The sequence below is a fragment of the Mesorhizobium sp. CNPSo 4671 genome (assembly GCF_057784245.1).
The window spans coordinates 1-16,495 of record NZ_JBWLUW010000019.1 but is presented as its reverse complement, the minus strand read 5'-3'; the positions used below and the strand labels follow the sequence as shown (position 1 = coordinate 16,495).

19 protein-coding genes are annotated in these 16,495 nt (G+C 62.1%); 15 read left to right on the top strand and 4 right to left on the bottom strand.

Annotated elements, in window-relative coordinates:
• Positions 1-84: 84 nt before the first annotated feature.
• Positions 85-558: an Lrp/AsnC family transcriptional regulator gene (locus AC04SF_RS32945; protein WP_010909317.1), complete on the top strand. Its 474-nt coding sequence runs from the start codon at positions 85-87 to the stop codon at positions 556-558.
• A gap of 226 nt (positions 559-784) precedes the next feature.
• Here the strand turns inward: AC04SF_RS32945 and AC04SF_RS32940 are convergent, their stop codons facing one another.
• On the bottom strand, positions 785-1,441 hold the full coding sequence (locus AC04SF_RS32940) for a 5-formyltetrahydrofolate cyclo-ligase (RefSeq protein ID WP_488481190.1): 657 nt from the start codon (positions 1,439-1,441) through the stop codon (positions 785-787).
• A 163-nt stretch (positions 1,442-1,604) separates the two neighbouring features.
• Between AC04SF_RS32940 and AC04SF_RS32935 the strand changes: the two genes are divergently transcribed.
• The 3 genes from AC04SF_RS32935 to AC04SF_RS32925 all read left to right on the top strand — a co-directional run bounded on the left by AC04SF_RS32935 (position 1,605) and on the right by AC04SF_RS32925 (position 5,318).
• Positions 1,605-2,870 (top strand): NAD(P)/FAD-dependent oxidoreductase, encoded by a 1,266-nt coding sequence (locus tag AC04SF_RS32935; RefSeq protein ID WP_488481189.1) that lies wholly within the window; start codon positions 1,605-1,607, stop codon positions 2,868-2,870.
• Positions 2,871-3,026: 156 nt separating this feature from the next.
• Positions 3,027-5,006 carry a bifunctional 2',3'-cyclic-nucleotide 2'-phosphodiesterase/3'-nucleotidase gene (locus AC04SF_RS32930; RefSeq protein ID WP_488481188.1) on the top strand — a complete coding sequence of 660 codons (1,980 nt, stop codon included), beginning with the start codon at positions 3,027-3,029 and terminating at the stop codon, positions 5,004-5,006.
• A gap of 57 nt (positions 5,007-5,063) precedes the next feature.
• Positions 5,064-5,318 (top strand): hypothetical protein, encoded by a 255-nt coding sequence (locus tag AC04SF_RS32925; protein ID WP_488481187.1) that lies wholly within the window; start codon positions 5,064-5,066, stop codon positions 5,316-5,318.
• 248 nt (positions 5,319-5,566) lie between these two features.
• On the opposite strand, the gene AC04SF_RS32920 is transcribed toward AC04SF_RS32925, so the two are convergent.
• Entirely contained in the window at positions 5,567-6,823 is a 1,257-nt protein-coding gene (locus AC04SF_RS32920; RefSeq protein ID WP_488481186.1) for a class I SAM-dependent methyltransferase, read from the bottom strand.
• 337 nt (positions 6,824-7,160) lie between these two features.
• Between AC04SF_RS32920 and AC04SF_RS32915 the strand changes: the two genes are divergently transcribed.
• The 4 genes from AC04SF_RS32915 to kdsA all read left to right on the top strand — a co-directional run bounded on the left by AC04SF_RS32915 (position 7,161) and on the right by kdsA (position 9,547).
• Positions 7,161-7,295 (top strand): hypothetical protein, encoded by a 135-nt coding sequence (locus AC04SF_RS32915; RefSeq protein ID WP_274608581.1) that lies wholly within the window; start codon positions 7,161-7,163, stop codon positions 7,293-7,295.
• 170 nt (positions 7,296-7,465) lie between these two features.
• Positions 7,466-7,756, top strand: a complete 291-nt coding sequence (locus AC04SF_RS32910) for a Dabb family protein (protein WP_202350403.1) — start codon at positions 7,466-7,468, stop codon at positions 7,754-7,756.
• A 70-nt stretch (positions 7,757-7,826) separates the two neighbouring features.
• Positions 7,827-8,705, top strand: a complete 879-nt coding sequence (locus AC04SF_RS32905) for a VOC family protein (protein WP_488481185.1) — start codon at positions 7,827-7,829, stop codon at positions 8,703-8,705.
• The gene (gene kdsA / locus AC04SF_RS32900; protein ID WP_096445782.1) at positions 8,702-9,547 is read left to right on the top strand and encodes a 3-deoxy-8-phosphooctulonate synthase; all 846 of its coding nucleotides are present in this window, start codon (positions 8,702-8,704) and stop codon (positions 9,545-9,547) included. The genes AC04SF_RS32905 and kdsA overlap by 4 nt, the downstream gene beginning before the upstream one ends.
• 33 nt (positions 9,548-9,580) lie before the next feature.
• On the opposite strand, the gene AC04SF_RS32895 is transcribed toward kdsA, so the two are convergent.
• A complete protein-coding gene (locus AC04SF_RS32895) occupies positions 9,581-10,270 on the bottom strand; it encodes a hypothetical protein (protein ID WP_488481184.1) in 690 nt (229 codons plus the stop codon).
• A gap of 144 nt (positions 10,271-10,414) precedes the next feature.
• On the opposite strand from AC04SF_RS32895, the gene AC04SF_RS32890 reads away from it, so the two are divergent.
• The gene (locus AC04SF_RS32890) at positions 10,415-10,618 is read left to right on the top strand and encodes a dodecin family protein (protein ID WP_027045027.1); all 204 of its coding nucleotides are present in this window, start codon (positions 10,415-10,417) and stop codon (positions 10,616-10,618) included.
• 84 nt (positions 10,619-10,702) lie between these two features.
• A complete protein-coding gene (locus AC04SF_RS32885; RefSeq protein ID WP_202350399.1) occupies positions 10,703-11,068 on the top strand; it encodes a PRC-barrel domain-containing protein in 366 nt (121 codons plus the stop codon).
• A 57-nt stretch (positions 11,069-11,125) separates the two neighbouring features.
• On the opposite strand, the gene AC04SF_RS32880 is transcribed toward AC04SF_RS32885, so the two are convergent.
• The gene (locus tag AC04SF_RS32880) at positions 11,126-11,251 is read right to left on the bottom strand and encodes a hypothetical protein (RefSeq protein WP_096445788.1); all 126 of its coding nucleotides are present in this window, start codon (positions 11,249-11,251) and stop codon (positions 11,126-11,128) included.
• A 199-nt stretch (positions 11,252-11,450) separates the two neighbouring features.
• On the opposite strand from AC04SF_RS32880, the gene eno reads away from it, so the two are divergent.
• The 5 genes from eno to AC04SF_RS32855 all read left to right on the top strand — a co-directional run.
• The gene (gene eno, locus AC04SF_RS32875) at positions 11,451-12,725 is read left to right on the top strand and encodes a phosphopyruvate hydratase (RefSeq protein ID WP_488481183.1); all 1,275 of its coding nucleotides are present in this window, start codon (positions 11,451-11,453) and stop codon (positions 12,723-12,725) included.
• Positions 12,726-12,882: 157 nt separating this feature from the next.
• The gene (locus AC04SF_RS32870) at positions 12,883-13,206 is read left to right on the top strand and encodes an FtsB family cell division protein (RefSeq protein ID WP_488481182.1); all 324 of its coding nucleotides are present in this window, start codon (positions 12,883-12,885) and stop codon (positions 13,204-13,206) included.
• 192 nt (positions 13,207-13,398) lie between these two features.
• Positions 13,399-14,436, top strand: coding sequence for a pyruvate dehydrogenase (acetyl-transferring) E1 component subunit alpha (gene pdhA / locus AC04SF_RS32865; RefSeq protein WP_488481181.1), 1,038 nt, complete (start codon positions 13,399-13,401; stop codon positions 14,434-14,436).
• Between the two features lie 15 nt (positions 14,437-14,451).
• Positions 14,452-15,837, top strand: coding sequence for a pyruvate dehydrogenase complex E1 component subunit beta (locus AC04SF_RS32860; RefSeq protein ID WP_488481180.1), 1,386 nt, complete (start codon positions 14,452-14,454; stop codon positions 15,835-15,837).
• 18 nt (positions 15,838-15,855) lie between these two features.
• The coding region (locus AC04SF_RS32855) for a biotin/lipoyl-containing protein (RefSeq protein ID WP_488481179.1) at positions 15,856-16,495 on the top strand (640 nt) is incomplete at its 3' end.

Here is a 16,495-nt window from a genome sequence, read left to right as displayed (position 1 = left end):
GTGTTTGCGAATGCGCTTGCGCGGACAGGCGGGTTTCGATAATCCTTGCGCGAAATAGCAGGATATTCGCAGGATTCACGAAAAATGCCGCTCGACAGGATCGATATCGCCATTCTCGAGACTTTGCAGAAGGACGGCAGGATACCCAATGCGGCGCTTGCCGAGAAGGTTGGCCTGTCGCAGTCGGCCTGTTCGCGCCGGCTCGATAATCTGGAAAAATCCGGGACCATTCGCGGCTACCACGCCCGGTTGTCCAACGCAGCGCTCGGTCATCAGATGACGGCGATCGTGCACATATCGCTGTCGGGCCAGTTCGAGAAGACGCTGTCGGATTTCGAGGCGGCGATCAAGCGTTGCCCCAATGTCTTGTCCTGCCACCTGATGTCGGGCGAATACGATTACATCCTGCGCATCGCGGCAAAGGACCTGGTCGACTATGAGCGCATCCACAAGGAATGGCTGTCGGCCATGCCGCACGTGACCAAGATCAACTCGTCCTTTGCCTTGCGCGAAATCGTCGACCGCACGGCCATGGGCATGAAGCCGGAAATGGCTTGAGGTCTGGTTCGACACGGTCAGCCGCTTCGTCATCCTGGGGCGGAGCAAGGAGCGAAGCGACGCGGCGCAGACCCCAGGATCCATGCCGGGACTCAAACGCGTCACCACGGTGCAGAATTCTGCTCCGCTGCACTCCTCGACTAGGGTCACGGAATGGATCCCAGGGTCTTCGCGACGCCGCTCCGCGGCTGCTTCGCCCAGGGATGACGAAATCGGGAGCTTCGGCCTAGCTGCTGGCCTCCGTCACCACCCGATCCATCGGAATGTCGTGCGGCTGCGGGTAGATGGTGGCGATGCGCTGCAGTTCGTAGCCGACGCCGATGACCAGCGGCTTGAACGGCATTGCGGCCAGCGTGCGGTCGAAGAAGCCGCCGCCATAACCCAGGCGATAATGTGCCGGATCGATGCCGACGATCGGCGAGATGACGATGTCCGGCAGCACCGGATTGCCCTCGGCCGGTATCGGGATGTTCCAGATGCCCTTTTCCAGCCGGTCGCCCGCTTTGTAGGCGCGAAAGATCAACGGCTGCCCTTTCTCGACGACGATGGGCAGCGCCGTGCGGCCGCCGCGCTCGTTGATTGATGCCATCCAGGGACGCAGATCCGGTTCGCCGCGAAACGGCCAGTAAAGACTGACCATGCGGCCGCTGATCTCGCCGATGATCGTGTCGAGCCCTTCGGCGATGCGCTGGGACATGGCCGTGCGCGCGTCGGCCGAAACAGCAAGGCGGGCGGCGATCAGGCGCTCGCGCTCGGCCTTGCGCCAGCGCCGCACATCGGTCCAGTCGGATAGCGGTGCCCGGAATTCCGGATCGAGTTCGTGCATGAAGCAAGGCGGCGAGGAGTACTGCGCCGGGCTGTCGCCGTCATGATCGTTGGCCATGCATCACCTCATAGCGTGGTCTATGACGCTATACCTCGCGACACGATACAACTTGTGCATTCACGACATGGGACGGCGAGTCCCGGGCACCGTCCTTCTGTTGCTGCATTGCACAAAAATACCTACATCTAGGCTAGGCAATCTCGCCGTCAGGGTGAATGAGATGAACGAAGCCAGCCATCATGTCGTCGTTGTCGGCGCGGGGTTCGGCGGCCTCGAACTCACCCACGCGCTGTCAGGCGCACCGGTGCGCATCACCATGATCGACAAGCGCAACCATCATCTTTTCCAGCCGCTGCTTTACCAGGTGGCGACGACGGCGCTGGCAACCTCCGAGGTTGCCTGGCCAATCCGCCATCTCTTGCGCAAGCGCAAGGACGTGACGACGCTGCTGGCCAATGTCACCGGCGTCGACCGTGCCGGCAAACGCGTGCTGCTCGATGACGGCAGCGCCGTCGCCTACGACACGCTGGTGCTCGCCACCGGCGCCCGCCATGCCTATTTCGGCCACGACGAATGGGAGCCTTTCGCGCCGGGGCTGAAGACGCTGGAGGACGCCACCACCATCCGGCGCCGCATTCTCCTGGCCTTTGAGCAGGCCGAGCGGGAAACCGATCCCACCAAGCGCCAGGCGCTGCTGACCATTGCGATCGTCGGCGGTGGGCCGACCGGGGTGGAACTGGCCGGCACCATCGTCGAGCTGGCGCATGACACGCTGCGCGGCGAGTTCCGCAACATCGACACGCGGCAAACACGCGTGGTGCTGATCGAGGCCGGTGACCGCATCCTGGCCAATTTCGCGCCAAAACTCTCCGATTACGCCAGTAGGGCACTCGAGCGACTCGGCGTGACGGTCGAACTCGGACGTGCCGTGACACGCTGCGATGCCGAAGGGGTCGTCTTTGGCGACAAGCACCTGGAGGCGAGAACGATCCTGTGGGCAGCCGGCGTTGCCGCTTCGCCCGCCGCCGAATGGCTGGGGGCGAAGGCGGACCGCGCGGGCAGGGTGCTCGTCGAGCCCGACCTCAGCGTGCCCGGCAGCCCGGAGATTTTCGTCATCGGCGACGCCGCCCTTGTGCTGCGGCCGGGTGGACGGCCGGTCCCTGGTGTGGCGCCTTCCGCCAAGCAGGAGGGCCGGCATGTCGCAGCGACGATCAAGGCCAGGCTCGGCGGTGACGGGACCACCCGTCCGTTCCACTACAAGCACGCCGGTGATCTGGCGACGATCGGCAAACGCGCCGCCGCGATCGATTTCGGCTGGATCAAGCTGACGGGCTGGCTCGCCTGGTGGCTGTGGGGCATCGCGCACATCTATTTCCTGATCGGTTTCCGCAACCGGCTTGCGGTTTCCCTGAGCTGGCTATGGATCTACGTCACAGGCCAGCGCAGCGCCCGGCTGATCACCCAAGGCGACGACGACAAGACCTGACTTTTCTCCACTGTCCCATTCATCCGCGCGTCATCTGGTGCTGATGGATTGATGTCCGGATGCGCGCGGCTTCTTGAGTGGACTTGAGCCGATTTCGGCGCCAAGTTCGCTTCGGGGCAGGGCGTCAGGTCGTCAGGTCGTCAAAGAGGAGAAAACATGTCGCAACTGCTCCATCCAGTCTCTCGCCGCGGTTTCCTCGCTGGCGCCGCAGCCACAGGGGCGCTGATCGTGCTTCATCCCTTCTCCGCCCGGGCACAGGCCAACCAGGCGCATCTTCGGATCATGGAGACCACCGACATCCACGTGAACGTGCTGCCTTATGATTACTACGCCGACAAAGCCAACGACACGATGGGCCTGTCGCGCACGGCGTCGCTGATCGATGCGGTGCGCAAGGAAGCCGTCAATTCGATGCTGATCGACAATGGCGACCTTTTGCAGGGCAATCCGATGGGCGATTACATCGCCTACGAGAAAGGCCTGAAGGACGGCGATCTGCATCCGATCATGAAAGGCATGAACCTGCTCGGCTACGAGTGCTCGACGCTCGGCAACCACGAGTTCAATTACGGCCTGTCCTTCCTGGACAAGGTGCTGGCCGGTGCCAATTTCCCATTCGTTTGCGCCAATCTGATCCGGGGCACCGAGCTTGCCGCCAACCCGCGCGACGACAAGCTCTATCTCAAGCCCTATGTGATCCTCGACAAGAAGATCAAGGACGGTTCGGGCATTGATCAGCCGATCCGGATCGGCATTATCGGCTTCGTGCCGCCGCAGATCATGGTCTGGGACCTCAAGAATCTCGAAGGCAACGTCAAGACGCGCGACATCGTCGAGGCGGCCAAGGCCTGGGTGCCGCAGATGAAGGAGGGGGGCGCCGACATCGTCATCGCGCTCTCGCATTCCGGCATCGATGTGAAGCAGGGCGACATGATGGAGAACGCCTCGTTCTTCGTCGCCGGCGTCGATGGCATCGATGCCGTGTTCACCGGCCACCAGCATCTGGTGTTCCCCGGCAAGAAGGATTTCCAGTCCCTCGACGGTGTCGATACGCAAAAAGGCACGCTGCAGGGCAAGCCCGCCGTGATGGGTGGCTTCTGGGGCTCGCATATGGGGCTGATCGACCTGATGCTGGAGCGTGACGGATCGAAGTGGAAGGTCGTTTCCGCCACCTCCGAGGCGAGGCCGATCTTCGAGCGCGTCGACAACAAGAACAAGCCGACTGTCCCCGACGACAAGCGCATCATCGCGGCGCTCGAGCAGGACCACCAGGCGACCCTGGCCTATGTGCGCCGTCCCGTCGGCAAGACCTCCGCGCCGCTCTATTCCTATTTCTCGCTGGTTGCCGACGATCCGTCGGTGCAGGTCGTCAGCCAGGCGCAGACCTGGTATTTGAAGGACATCCTCAAGAGCACGCAGTGGAAGGATGTGCCGCTGCTGTCGGCCGCCGCTCCCTTCAAGGCCGGCGGGCGCAACGGCGCCGACTACTACACAGACGTGCCGGTCGGCGACATCGCCATCAAGAACGTCGCCGACCTTTATCTCTATCCCAACACCGTGCGCGCCGTCGAAATCACCGGAGCGCAGGTCAAGGAATGGCTGGAAATGTCGGCCGGAATCTTCAACAGGATCGAGGCGGGGAAGGCTGACCAGCCGCTTATCAACACCGATTTCCCATCTTACAATTTCGACGTCATCGACGGCGTCTCCTACAAGATCGATCTGTCGCAGCCGCCGAAATACGATGCCAAGGGCGGTGTCGCGAACGCCGGTTCGAGCCGCATCGTTGACCTGATGTTCGACGGAAAACCAATTGATCTCAATCAGAAATTCGTCGTTGCGACCAACAATTATCGCGCCGGCGGCGGCGGCAATTTCCCCGACATCAATGCCTCCAAGATCATCTACGAGGCGCCGGACACCAACCGCGACGTCATCGTTCGCTACATTGTGAGCCAGGGCACGATCAACCCGTCCGCCGACGGCAACTGGTCGTTCGCGCCGCTGCCTGGAACCAGCGTCGTGTTCGAGACGGGCGTCAAGGCAAAGGATTTCATCGCCGATGTGAAATCGCTGAAGATCGAACCGGCAGGCGAGGGCGAATCCGGTTTTGCGAAATATCGCATTACTCTTTGAAGATTGGTGCGCAATCCGCGGGAAGCGAACTCACGCCAGTTAGGCGTGAGCTCGTCCTTGGTCGCGCAGCTTCAATTGGTTGCGGGCACCGGTGTCAGCGGCAAGGCTGTCGCGGGCGCTTGCGGGCTGACTGGCTGCGTCGGCTCAAGCGACGTGCCAGTCGGGTCGCTGGGCACGGTCAAGGGCGACATCCCGGCCGGAGCATGGACCTCGTGGAGGGTCGAGCTTGGTGTGTTGTCGATGAGATCGCTCGCACCAGGCCTCAAGGTTGGGCTGATGCTGAGGCCCAGCGGATCGTTCATGACGGGGTGAAGCGACGCGCCGTGCGTCGGCTGCGGATACGGCGGCAAGCAGCATGGCAATGGCGGCAACAGTTCGCTTCATGGAAGCCTCCTATGGTCAGAGGCGCTCGGCGTTGGTTGGGGCGCGGGGCGTCTGGTGCGTGAGAACGGGCGCCGCGCGATCGTGGTTGCATCACGTTCGCATGAAGACGTCGCGATCGGCGCTTTTGGCGCAAGCCCGCAATTTCAACGCTGCGGGGACATGCTCACCGCGCCAGCTTACGCCTTGTAGACCACCTGGCGCACATCGATATAGCTGGCGCGGAAGCCGGCTTCGCAATAGTGCAGGTAGAACTCCCAGAGCTTCTTGAAACGATCGTCGAAGCCGAGCGGCACGATCTTCTCCCACGACGCCCAGAAGCGATGCCGCCATTCGGCGAGCGTGCGCGCATAGTCGTCGGGAAACACCCGCTCGCGCAGATGAGCAAGGCCATGGTCCGCACCGAGCGTCTTCAGGATCGACGGCGTCGGCAGCATGCCGCCCGGAAAGACATAGCGCTGGATGAAATCCGGCCTGGCGCGATAGGTGTCGTAGGCGGCTTCGTTGATGGTGATAATCTGCAGGCCAGCGGTGCCGCCGGGTTTCAGGCAGGCCTTCATCTTCGAGAAGAACACCGGCCAGTACTTCTCGCCGACCGCTTCGAACATCTCGATCGACGCGATGCGATCGTAAGTCCCTGTTTCGTCGCGGTAATCCTGCAGCTTGATGTCGACCTTGTCGGAAAGCCCAGCCTTGGCGATGCGCGCCTTGGCGAAATCGTGCTGTTCGCGGCTGATCGTCAGTCCGGTAACGCGGCAGCCGATTTCGCGCGCCGCGAATTCGGCAAAGCCACCCCAGCCGCAGCCGATCTCCAGCACATGATCCTTGTCGCCGATACCCGTATCCCTGGCCAGCGCCCGGTATTTGGCAGCCTGGGCGCTCTCCAGGTCATTGGCGCCATTGGCGTAGAGCGCCGAGGAATAGGTCATGCTCGGGTCGAGCCACTCCTTATAGAAGGCGTTGCCGAGATCGTAATGAGCCGAGATGTTGCGCTTCGAACCGGTGTGCGTGTTCTCGTTGAACCAGTGGCGGATGCGTTGGACGGTGTTGATGAGCCAGCTGGCGCCGCCGGCGACGCGTTCGCCGATCGCCGAATTGACGACGAACAATTCCAGGAAGCTGGTGACGTCAGGGCTCTCCCAATCACCGTCCATATAGGATTCGGCAACGCCGATCGTGCCGCCGGAAAAGGCGCGGCCGGGCAGGCGCCAGTTCTTGAGCACCAGTTCGGCGTCCGGGCCAGGTCCCTTGCCGCCAACGAGAACGGCGCGGCCATCCGGCATCCTCACCTTGAGCGAACCGCGCGGCAGGTTCATTGCCGCCGACAGCACCATGCGCGCCTTGGCCGGCAGGCCCTTGACGATCTCGGCGAAATTGAACTCGTCGAGCCTGACCGCTTCGCCCGGCGCTATACTCTGATGGTCCCCGTGTGCCATTTCATGCCCCTGGATTTCCGTGGTGCCGGCGCAAATTGCCGAGCCACGGTTCTCTTGGATCATTCGCCAGGTTCGAACGCCTGCCGGGTCCCGGCAACTCGCGGGTCCGGCGACAGGCAGGCTCGAACGAAAGTGCGCGCCCGTTAGCCGGAGCTTGTGCACTTCCCAGCGAATGCCTGCCAACAATCTTCCACGTCATGAGGGCAAACTTCAAGAGGCAGGTCGTTAGCTGGGCTGTGCCACATGGCGCCTGGGCATCTGCCCTTGCGTCGGCTGGCTGCTGCCCAAAAACGAAAACGTCTATGGCCGCCGCCGCGCTTGTGCGATAGCTTTAGCCATGCGTTATGTAATCGTCATTGCGGCAATCGCGTTCTTCCTGATCTGGGACGGTCTCTACAATCAGGGCCGGTATCTCGACATCTCGGTCAGGGAGCTTTCCCATGTCGTGCGCTACGTCACCGGCAAGGCCTGATATCCCTTCTGAAAAGAGCAGCCCGGCGCGCCATTCGCGGTGTTTTATCGCCGCGAGATGAGGTCCGGCACCGTGCGGGGCGCGTCGCAAGGACGCGTGGCGCCATGAACGGTTGACGCAAGGGGACCGCCCTCACTAAAGACCCCGACATTCAGATCGAGGAGGCGGGATTGATCCGGCATATCGTTTTCTTCAGCGCGCGGCGCAAGGAGGATGTCGAGGTAGTGCGCACCGGGCTTTTGGCGCTCGGCAACATTCCTCATTCCAGTCTCTTCGAGGTTACCTTGAACACCAAGGTCGACCCACTGTCGGACGAAGTCGATGTCGTCGTCTATGCCGAGTTCGCCGATGATGCGGCGCTGGCCGCCTACAAGGCGCATCCGCTCTATGCGCAGACCACGGCCAAGGTCAAACCATTGCGCGAACTGCGCTATTCAGCCGATGTCGTGGCCGGCAGCTGATCCGCTGCCGGCGGTCAGGATCGCAATCACGTCTTGAACCGTTCTGCGGAATGATGCACATCGCGCCGCTATGACCCGAACAACCGGCATTCATCCGCTCGATCATCTGGTGCTGCCGACGCGGAGCCTCGATGTGGCAAGAGCTCGGCTCAGTTCGCTTGGCTTCGTCGTCGCCCCGACAGGCATCCATCCCTTTGGAACGGAAAACTGCTGCGTTTTCCTCGCCGACGGCACCTATCTGGAGCCGCTCGCGATTGGCAGCGAGCAGGCGGCGATCGAGGCCGCCGCCACGGGCAACGTCTTCGTCACACGCGACCGTGCCTATCGCGAAAGCCGCGGCGATGAGGGGTTTTCCGCGGTGGTTCTGGGGACCGGCAATGCCGATGCCGACCACGCACGCTATATCGAGGCCGGACTGTCGGCGGGGGATACGCTGAGCTTTTCGCGCGCTTTCATCGACACGGCGGGCAAAAGCGATATCGCATCGTTCAAGCTCGCCTTCGCCTCGGCTAGTGGCGCAACCGACGCGTTCCTGTTTGCCTGCCAGCGGATCAACGCGCCGAAAGTGGACCGTGCGGCCCTGCAGGACCACGCCAACGGTGCCAGCGGAATCCTCGAGGTGGTGGCGGTCAGCGACCAACCTGCCGAACAGATCAGGCTGATCTCCGTGGCGGTAAACGATCCTGCCGCCGACGGTGAGGCGTTTTTCCTGCCGAATGCAACCTTGAGCGTGCTCGACCCCAAATCTTTCACCGCCCGCTTTGGCATTCCGGCCGGGTCATCGACGAAACTTCGCTTCGCGGCGATCGTCTTTGCCGTCCGCAGTGCGGATGCCACGTCGAGCCTGCTTGCAGCCAATGCCATCCAGCACGATATAGCGGGCACTGATATCGTCGTGCGGCCGACCTCCGGACAGGGCGCGGCTTTCATCTTCCGGGAGATCCAATGAGCAAACCCCTGACGCCCAACGCTTCGGTAACCGTCGGCAACGTCGTCTTCGACAACAACGCGCCTTTGGCGCTGATCGCCGGCCCGTGCCAGTTCGAATCGCGCCAGCATGCCTTCGACATGGCCGGCGCGCTGAAGGAACTGACAGCCAAGCTCGGCATCGGCCTCGTCTACAAGACCAGCTACGACAAGGCCAACCGCACCTCGCTGTCGGCAACGCGCGGCGCCGGCATGGACGCCGCACTTCCGGTCTTCGACGAACTGCGCAAGGAATTCTCGCTTCCCGTTCTGACTGATGTCCACACCGAGGAGCAGTGCGCGATCGTCGCGCCGCATGTCGATGTGCTGCAGATCCCCGCCTTCCTGTCGCGCCAGACCGACATGCTGGTCGCCGCCGCGAAGACCGGCAAGGTCATCAACGTCAAGAAGGGGCAGTTCCTCGCCCCTTGGGACATGAAGAACGTCGTGGCCAAGATCACCGGTTCCGGCAACGCCAATGTCTTGACTACCGAGCGCGGCGCGTCCTTCGGCTACAACACGCTGGTGTCGGATATGCGCGCACTGCCTGTTATGGCCGAGATCGGCGCTCCGGTTATCTTCGATGCCACGCATTCGGTCCAGCAGCCTGGCGGGCAGGGCGGCTCGTCTGGTGGCGAGCGCCGCTTTGTCGAGACGCTGGCCCGTGCGGCCGTCGCCGTCGGCGTCGCCGGCGTCTTCATCGAGACCCACCAGGATCCCGACAATTCGACCTCTTCCGACGGGCCGAACATGCTGCCGCTGAAGGATATGCCGGCTCTGCTCGAGAGGCTGATGGCATTCGATCGCATCGCCAAGGGCCGCTAAAGCGCCCTGAGGAAAGCTGCAAGCGCCTGCATGTCAGTTGTTCTGGCCTGACCGCCTCATGTCGATCGCGAACACCGCGTAATAGTCGACGCCTGGCATCGGCGCCGTGACGGTCAGGATCCAGCGCACATTGCCATGCTGGCGCTCGTAAACCGGCGGGCCGTTCGACGGCAGGGCATCGGGCGGGATTGCAAAGGCGAAGGGGATGCCCACGCTCGACTGCACGGAACCACGCGGCACGACGAGCTTTTCCTCGTATCTGAGCTCTTCCTTGTAGGTCGATTTGTCCCCAGCGGTCGAATTCACGGCCGGTCCGCCGACGCGGTAGGTTCTGATACATCGCAATTTGACGACGTAGTCACCGGAAGGAGCCAGATCGCGGCTCGACCGCAGCCGGCCTTCGAAGCGTCCGCCAGGTTTTGCCGGCCCCGCCTCCAGCGTCGTTGCGCCGAATTTGCGCACGCGCAATGTGTCACGGATCGCCTTCGGCAATGCGTAGAGCCCGATGACGGCAAACACGACCGGGACGAAGACCAATGGATTGAATTCGCGGTCGTTAACGTTGAAGTTGAGCGGCAGCTCGAAATACCAGGGGATCAGGGCGGCGATCAGCACCATGGCGCCGGCAAAGAAGTAGCCGCTGGACGCATTCGCGGCATTGGCATCGACCACAGGTGCCGGCGGCTGCGCCGCCGCTGGCTGCTGACTGCGCCTTCGGGCCATTGCCGCCTCGCAAAACGACCGGACGCTCCCTCAATGCCACGCTAGACGGCGACATGACAATGGCCCGGCGGGGCCGCGCTTGTGGAAGGCATAGACCGGTTGTACGCTTGGCCGGCAAATGAGCGTCCTGGCAGGAGGAAAGTCATGTCCGTCGCCCGCGTGACCGAAATAACCTCGTCGTCGAAGAAGAGTTTTCAAGACGCCATCGAAAAGGGAATCGCCCGCGCTTCAAAAACCCTGAAGAACGTCGAAGGCGCCTGGATCCAGGATCAGAAGATCGTCGTCGAGGACGGCAAGATCGCTGCCTATCGCGTCAACATGAAGGTGACTTTCATTCTGGCGGAATGATCGGCCGACGCCGAAAAAAGTCGGGAACTTTCACCGACGCCCCTCATTGTCAAAGCAGAGTTCAACGACAACGAGGAGCAGATCATGACAACCCAGACAGGCCACACCGAAGCCATTGCCGCTTCGCGGGTCATCGGCACGTCAGTCTACAACACCGAAGGCAGGAGCATCGGCAGTATCGAGGACATCATGCTCGACAAGACTTCGAACGGCATCATGTTCGCGGTGATCGGCTTTGGCGGTTTTCTCGGCATTGGCGAGAAGTACCACGCCATCCCCTGGGCCAGTCTCGACTACGACGAGGACAAGGGCGGCTATGTCGTGCCGTTCTCGAAGGATCAGCTGAAGGCAGCGCCCGCTTATTCGATCAACGAACTGGCCGGCGCGGATGGCGAGGCGGCGCGCGACGCGTCCTATGAGTATTACAAGGTCACGCCCTACTGGCATTGACGCAACCACGATCAAAAAAGGGCCTCGTTTCGACGAGGCCCTTTTTTCAAGGCAGTGCTATTCGCTGAGGTGCAACACCGGCAAAGGCTCGAAAGCCTTCGGCGGCGATTGCTGTGTGTCGCACGACGTCAGGAACGCCGCCGCGATCAGGAACAAACTCACGATACCGCTCCACTCGGACATGGCGAAACTCCTCCTGTTTCGCCCCGCGCGACACCAGCCATAACCCGGAATGCGTGTCCGGGCGCATGACTTATGATGACAGAAATTTGCGCTTCGTGAATCGGGCCGGTGGCACTATTCGGCCATGGCCGGATTGCCTTTTGCGTCGCTTTGGCTAAGACGGGCGCGACCTTTCGTCAGATCAATCGGGGACATCGCAATGACCGCCATCATCGACATTGTCGGACGTGAAATCCTGGACAGCCGTGGAAACCCGACCGTCGAGGTCGACGTCGTACTCGAAGACGGCTCGATGGGCCGCGCCGCTGTGCCCTCGGGCGCCTCGACCGGCGCCCACGAAGCCGTCGAGCTTCGCGACGGCGGTGCCCGCTATCTCGGCAAGGGCGTGCTGAAGGCCGTCGAAGCGATCAATGGCGAGTTGTTCGAGGCGATCGGCGGCATGGAAGCCGAAAACCAGATCCATATCGACCAGACGATGATCGAGCTCGACGGCACCCCCAACAAGAGCCGGCTCGGCGCCAATGCCATTCTCGGCGTCTCGCTGGCAGTGGCCAAAGCCGCGGCCGATGCCGCCGGCCTGCCGCTCTATCGCTATGTCGGCGGCACCAAGGCGCACATTCTGCCAGTGCCGATGATGAACATCATCAATGGCGGCGCCCATGCCGACAACCCGATCGACTTCCAGGAATTCATGATCCTGCCGGTCGGCGCGCCGACGCTGCGCGAAGGCGTGCGCTGGGGGTCGGAAATCTTCCACACGCTGCGCAAGAAGCTGAAGGATGCCGGCCACAACACCAATGTCGGCGACGAAGGCGGCTTCGCCCCGAACCTGAAGAGCGCGCCGGTGGCGCTCGATTTCATCATGGAATCGATCGAGAAGGCCGGCTTCAAGCCGGGCGAGGAAATCGCGCTCGGCCTCGATTGCGCTGCGACCGAGTTCTTCAAGGACGGCAATTACGTCTATGAGGGCGAGAAGAAGACACGCGATCCCAAGGCCCAGGCCAAGTATCTCGCCAAGCTCGCCGCCGACTATCCGATCATTTCGATCGAGGACGGCCTGGCCGAGGACGACTGGGAAGGCTGGAAGTACCTGACCGACCTGATCGGCAAGAAGACGCAGCTGGTCGGCGACGACCTCTTCGTCACCAACACGGCACGCCTGCGCGACGGCATCCGCATGGGCGTTGCCAATTCGATCCTGGTCAAGGTCAACCAGATCGGCTCGCTGACGGAAACGCTCGACGCCGTCGAGACCGCGCACAAGGCGGCCTATACGGCCGTCATGTCGCACCGCTCCGGCGAAACCGAGGATTCGACCATCGCCGATCTCGCCGTCGCCACCAATTGCGGGCAGATCAAGACCGGCTCGCTGTCGCGTTCGGACCGCATGGCCAAGTACAACCAGTTGATCCGCATCGAGGAAGAACTCGGCAAACAGGCGCGTTACGCCGGCAAGTCGGTGATCAAGGGCTGATCGGGAAACATTGAACTTAGATACTGTAAAGGGCGAGATCATTCCCGCCCTTTTTCATTTCGCTGATCGCCGGGCCGGTCTCCGTAACCGTCCGTTAAGCACAATCAGGTGAAAAAGGTTCCGGGTCGTTTGAGTTTGCGGCCATGGGGAATCGGTTATGTGGACGCGTCAGCACAAGCAGAGAAACACCGGTCGGCTGATCATCCCTTCGCTTTGCGTCGTGTTCCTGGCCTATTTCGGCTTCCATGCCTATCACGGCGAATTCGGCATCAATTCCAAATACCAGCTGGAAGCCCAGACGGTTGCGCTGCAGGCCCAGCTTGACGCCATCAAGGCCCGCCGGATGGAACTCGAACGCCGCGTCCGGCTCATGCATGACGGCACGCTGGAGAAGGACATGCTCGACGAGCAGGCGCGCCGGGCGCTCAATCTGTCTCAGGCTGACGAAATCACCATCATGTTGCCGGTCTCGTCGAAATAACTGAATTACAGTTAATCGACAATATTTTCAATGATTTTAATCGCTTAGGCGCATGCCAGCTATGCAAATTCGTCATGGCGCAACGCTGTGACGCGTGTTAACTTTGCATAAATCGGTGGGGAGAGTTCATCTTCCCAGGGCAGGTTTCATCCTGCCCTAATGTCCGCAAAGAGACGCAACAGGGAGTGATGCATGGCCACCGCAGCCAGAAAAGCGCCTGCCAAATCGAAATCCGACGGCAAATCAGGGCTTTCGACCCCCAAGCCCGCTGAATTCACCAGGGATGAAGAGCTTGCCGCCTACCGGCACATGCTGCTCATCCGCCGCTTCGAGGAAAAGGCCGGTCAGCTCTACGGCATGGGTTTCATCGGCGGCTTCTGCCATCTTTATATCGGTCAGGAAGCTGTCGTCACCGGCATGAAGATGGCGCTGATCGACGGCGACCAGATGATCACGGCCTATCGCGACCACGGCCACATGCTGGCGATGGAGCTTTCGCCGCGCGGCGTCATGGCCGAGTTGACCGGACGCCGTGGCGGCCTGTCACGGGGCAAGGGCGGCTCCATGCACATGTTCTCCAAGGAGAAGCATTTCTATGGCGGCCACGGCATTGTCGGCGCGCAGGTGTCGCTCGGCACGGGCTTGGCCTTCGCCAACCGCTACCGCGACAACAACAATGTCTCGCTAACCTATTTCGGTGACGGCGCCGCCAACCAGGGCCAGGTCTATGAAAGCTTCAACATGGCCTCGCTGTGGAAGCTGCCGGTGATCTACATCATCGAGAACAACCGCTATGCCATGGGCACTTCGGTCTCGCGCTCTTCCGCCGAGACGGATTTTTCGCATCGCGGCGCTTCCTTCAAGATTCCCGGCATCCAGGTCGACGGCATGGACGTGCGCGCCGTCAAGGCGGCCGGCGATCTCGCCACCGAATGGTGCCGCGCCGGCAACGGCCCGCTGATCCTCGAAATGCAGACCTATCGCTACCGCGGCCACTCGATGTCCGACCCGGCGAAATACCGCTCGAAGGAAGAAGTGCAGAAGATGCGCTCGGAGCACGATCCGATCGAGCAGGTCAAGGCGCGTCTGATCGAGAAGAAGTGGGCAACCGAGGACGAGCTGAAGACCGTCGACAAGGAGGTTCGCGACATCGTCGCCGACGCCGCCGAGTTTGCCCAGAACGATGCAGAGCCGGATCCGTCCGAGCTCTGGACCGATATCGTATTGTAAGGGGAGGGCCAGGACATGCCGATCGAAATTCTCATGCCCGCTCTCTCGCCGACCATGGAAGAGGGCAATCTTTCCAAATGGTTGAAGAACGAGGGCGACAAGGTTGTCGCCGGCGACGTCATCGCTGAAATCGAAACCGACAAGGCGACGATGGAAGTCGAAGCCGTCGACGAAGGCACGCTTGCCAAGATCGTGGTTCCCGCCGGCACCGAAGGCGTCAAGGTCAACGCGGTGATCGCCGTGCTCGCGGTTGAAGGCGAAGACACCGACAAGGCCGGCGAAGGCATTGGCGAAGAGCCTGCCAAGGCTGAAACGGCTGCACCGGCACCAGTTGCGGCCAAGAGCGAGGCCGCGGCACCAGTCGCGGCGGCACCGAAGACCGAGATCGCCGCCGATCCGGATATCCCTGCCGGCACGGAAATGGTCTCGACCACGGTGCGCGAAGCGCTGCGCGATGCCATGGCCGAGGAAATGCGCCGCGACGGCGATGTCTTCGTCATGGGCGAGGAGGTCGCCGAATACCAGGGCGCCTACAAGATCACGCAAGGCCTGCTGCAGGAATTCGGACCGCGTCGCGTCGTCGACACGCCGATCACCGAGCATGGTTTTGCCGGTGTCGGCGTCGGCGCGGCGATGGCCGGGCTGAAGCCGATCGTCGAATTCATGACCTTCAACTTCGCCATGCAGGCGATCGACCAGATCATCAACTCGGCTGCCAAGACGCTCTACATGTCGGGCGGCCAGATGGGTGCGCCGATCGTGTTCCGCGGGCCCAACGGCGCCGCTGCCCGCGTCGCCGCCCAGCATTCGCAGTGCTATGCCGCCTGGTACAGCCACATTCCTGGCCTGAAGGTGGTGATGCCGTATACGGCCGCCGACGCCAAGGGTTTGCTGAAGGCCGCGATCCGCGATCCGAACCCGGTCATCTTCCTTGAGAACGAGATCCTCTACGGCCAGTCCTTCGACGTACCGAAGCTGGATGATTTCGTGCTGCCGATCGGCAAGGCGCGTATCCACAAGCAAGGCAAGGACGTCACCATCGTCTCGTTCGGCATCGGCATGACCTATGCGGTCAAGGCGGAGGCGGAACTGCGCGGTCTGGGCATCGACGCCGAGATCATCGATTTGCGCACGATCCGCCCGCTCGATCTCGACACCATCATTGCCTCGGTCAAGAAGACCAACCGGCTGGTCGTGGTCGAAGAAGGCTTCCCGCAGAGCTCGGTCGGCGACCATATCGCCAACCAGGTCTCGCAGCGTGCTTTCGATTTCCTCGACGCGCCGGTCATCACCATTGCCGGCAAGGACGTGCCGATGCCTTATGCGGCCAACCTCGAAAAGCTGGCTTTGCCGAATGTCGGCGAGGTCATCGAGGCGGTCAAAGCCATCACGTATCGCTGAACCGGCCGGGAGGACAAAATGCCAATCAACATCACCATGCCGGCGCTCTCGCCCACGATGGAAGAGGGCAATCTGTCAAAATGGCTGGTCAAGGAAGGCGATAAGGTTTCGCCGGGCGACGTCATCGCCGAGATCGAAACCGATAAGGCGACGATGGAGGTTGAAGCCGTCGATGAAGGCACGGTCGCCAAGCTCGTCGTGCCCGCTGGCACCGAAGGCGTCAAGGTTAATGCGCTGATTGCCGTGCTTGCGGCTGAAGGCGAGGACGCAGGCGCCGCCGCGAAGAGCGGTGGCGGTGCTGCACCAGCGAAAGCCGAAGCGCCGAAAGCGGATGCCAAGGCCGAAGCACCAAAGGCAGAGGCGCCAAAGGCTGAACCTGTTGCCGCAGCCGCTCCGAAGGCAGAGACGGCTCCGGTCGCCAATGGCCATGCGGCTGGCGAGCGCACCTTTGCATCGCCACTCGCGCGCCGTATCGCCAAGGAGGCTGGCGTCGATGTCTCGGCTGTGACCGGCACCGGCCCGCATGGCCGTGTGGTGAAGGCTGATGTCGATGCCGCGATTGCCGGCGGCGGCGCCAAGGCAGCACCCGCGGCCAAGGCTCCGGCTGCCGCGCCGGTTGCCGCCTCCGCTCCGGCAGTGAAGCCGATGTCGGACGATC

Excerpts from the sequence above, each read along its gene's own strand:
- AC04SF_RS32945 (WP_010909317.1), top strand. The coding sequence starts at position 85 with ATGCCGCTCGACAGGATCGATATCGCCATTCTCGAGACTTTGCAGAAG.
- AC04SF_RS32940 (WP_488481190.1), bottom strand. The coding sequence starts at position 1,441 with ATGGCCAACGATCATGACGGCGACAGCCCGGCGCAGTACTCCTCGCCG.
- AC04SF_RS32935 (WP_488481189.1), top strand. The coding sequence starts at position 1,605 with ATGAACGAAGCCAGCCATCATGTCGTCGTTGTCGGCGCGGGGTTCGGC.
- AC04SF_RS32930 (WP_488481188.1), top strand. The coding sequence starts at position 3,027 with ATGTCGCAACTGCTCCATCCAGTCTCTCGCCGCGGTTTCCTCGCTGGC.
- AC04SF_RS32920 (WP_488481186.1), bottom strand. The coding sequence starts at position 6,823 with ATGGCACACGGGGACCATCAGAGTATAGCGCCGGGCGAAGCGGTCAGG.
- AC04SF_RS32915 (WP_274608581.1), top strand. The coding sequence starts at position 7,161 with ATGCGTTATGTAATCGTCATTGCGGCAATCGCGTTCTTCCTGATCTGG.
- AC04SF_RS32905 (WP_488481185.1), top strand. The coding sequence starts at position 7,827 with ATGACCCGAACAACCGGCATTCATCCGCTCGATCATCTGGTGCTGCCG.
- kdsA (WP_096445782.1), top strand. The coding sequence starts at position 8,702 with ATGAGCAAACCCCTGACGCCCAACGCTTCGGTAACCGTCGGCAACGTC.
- AC04SF_RS32895 (WP_488481184.1), bottom strand. The coding sequence starts at position 10,270 with ATGGCCCGAAGGCGCAGTCAGCAGCCAGCGGCGGCGCAGCCGCCGGCA.
- AC04SF_RS32890 (WP_027045027.1), top strand. The coding sequence starts at position 10,415 with ATGTCCGTCGCCCGCGTGACCGAAATAACCTCGTCGTCGAAGAAGAGT.
- AC04SF_RS32885 (WP_202350399.1), top strand. The coding sequence starts at position 10,703 with ATGACAACCCAGACAGGCCACACCGAAGCCATTGCCGCTTCGCGGGTC.
- AC04SF_RS32880 (WP_096445788.1), bottom strand. The coding sequence starts at position 11,251 with ATGTCCGAGTGGAGCGGTATCGTGAGTTTGTTCCTGATCGCGGCGGCG.
- eno (WP_488481183.1), top strand. The coding sequence starts at position 11,451 with ATGACCGCCATCATCGACATTGTCGGACGTGAAATCCTGGACAGCCGT.
- AC04SF_RS32870 (WP_488481182.1), top strand. The coding sequence starts at position 12,883 with ATGTGGACGCGTCAGCACAAGCAGAGAAACACCGGTCGGCTGATCATC.
- pdhA (WP_488481181.1), top strand. The coding sequence starts at position 13,399 with ATGGCCACCGCAGCCAGAAAAGCGCCTGCCAAATCGAAATCCGACGGC.
- AC04SF_RS32860 (WP_488481180.1), top strand. The coding sequence starts at position 14,452 with ATGCCGATCGAAATTCTCATGCCCGCTCTCTCGCCGACCATGGAAGAG.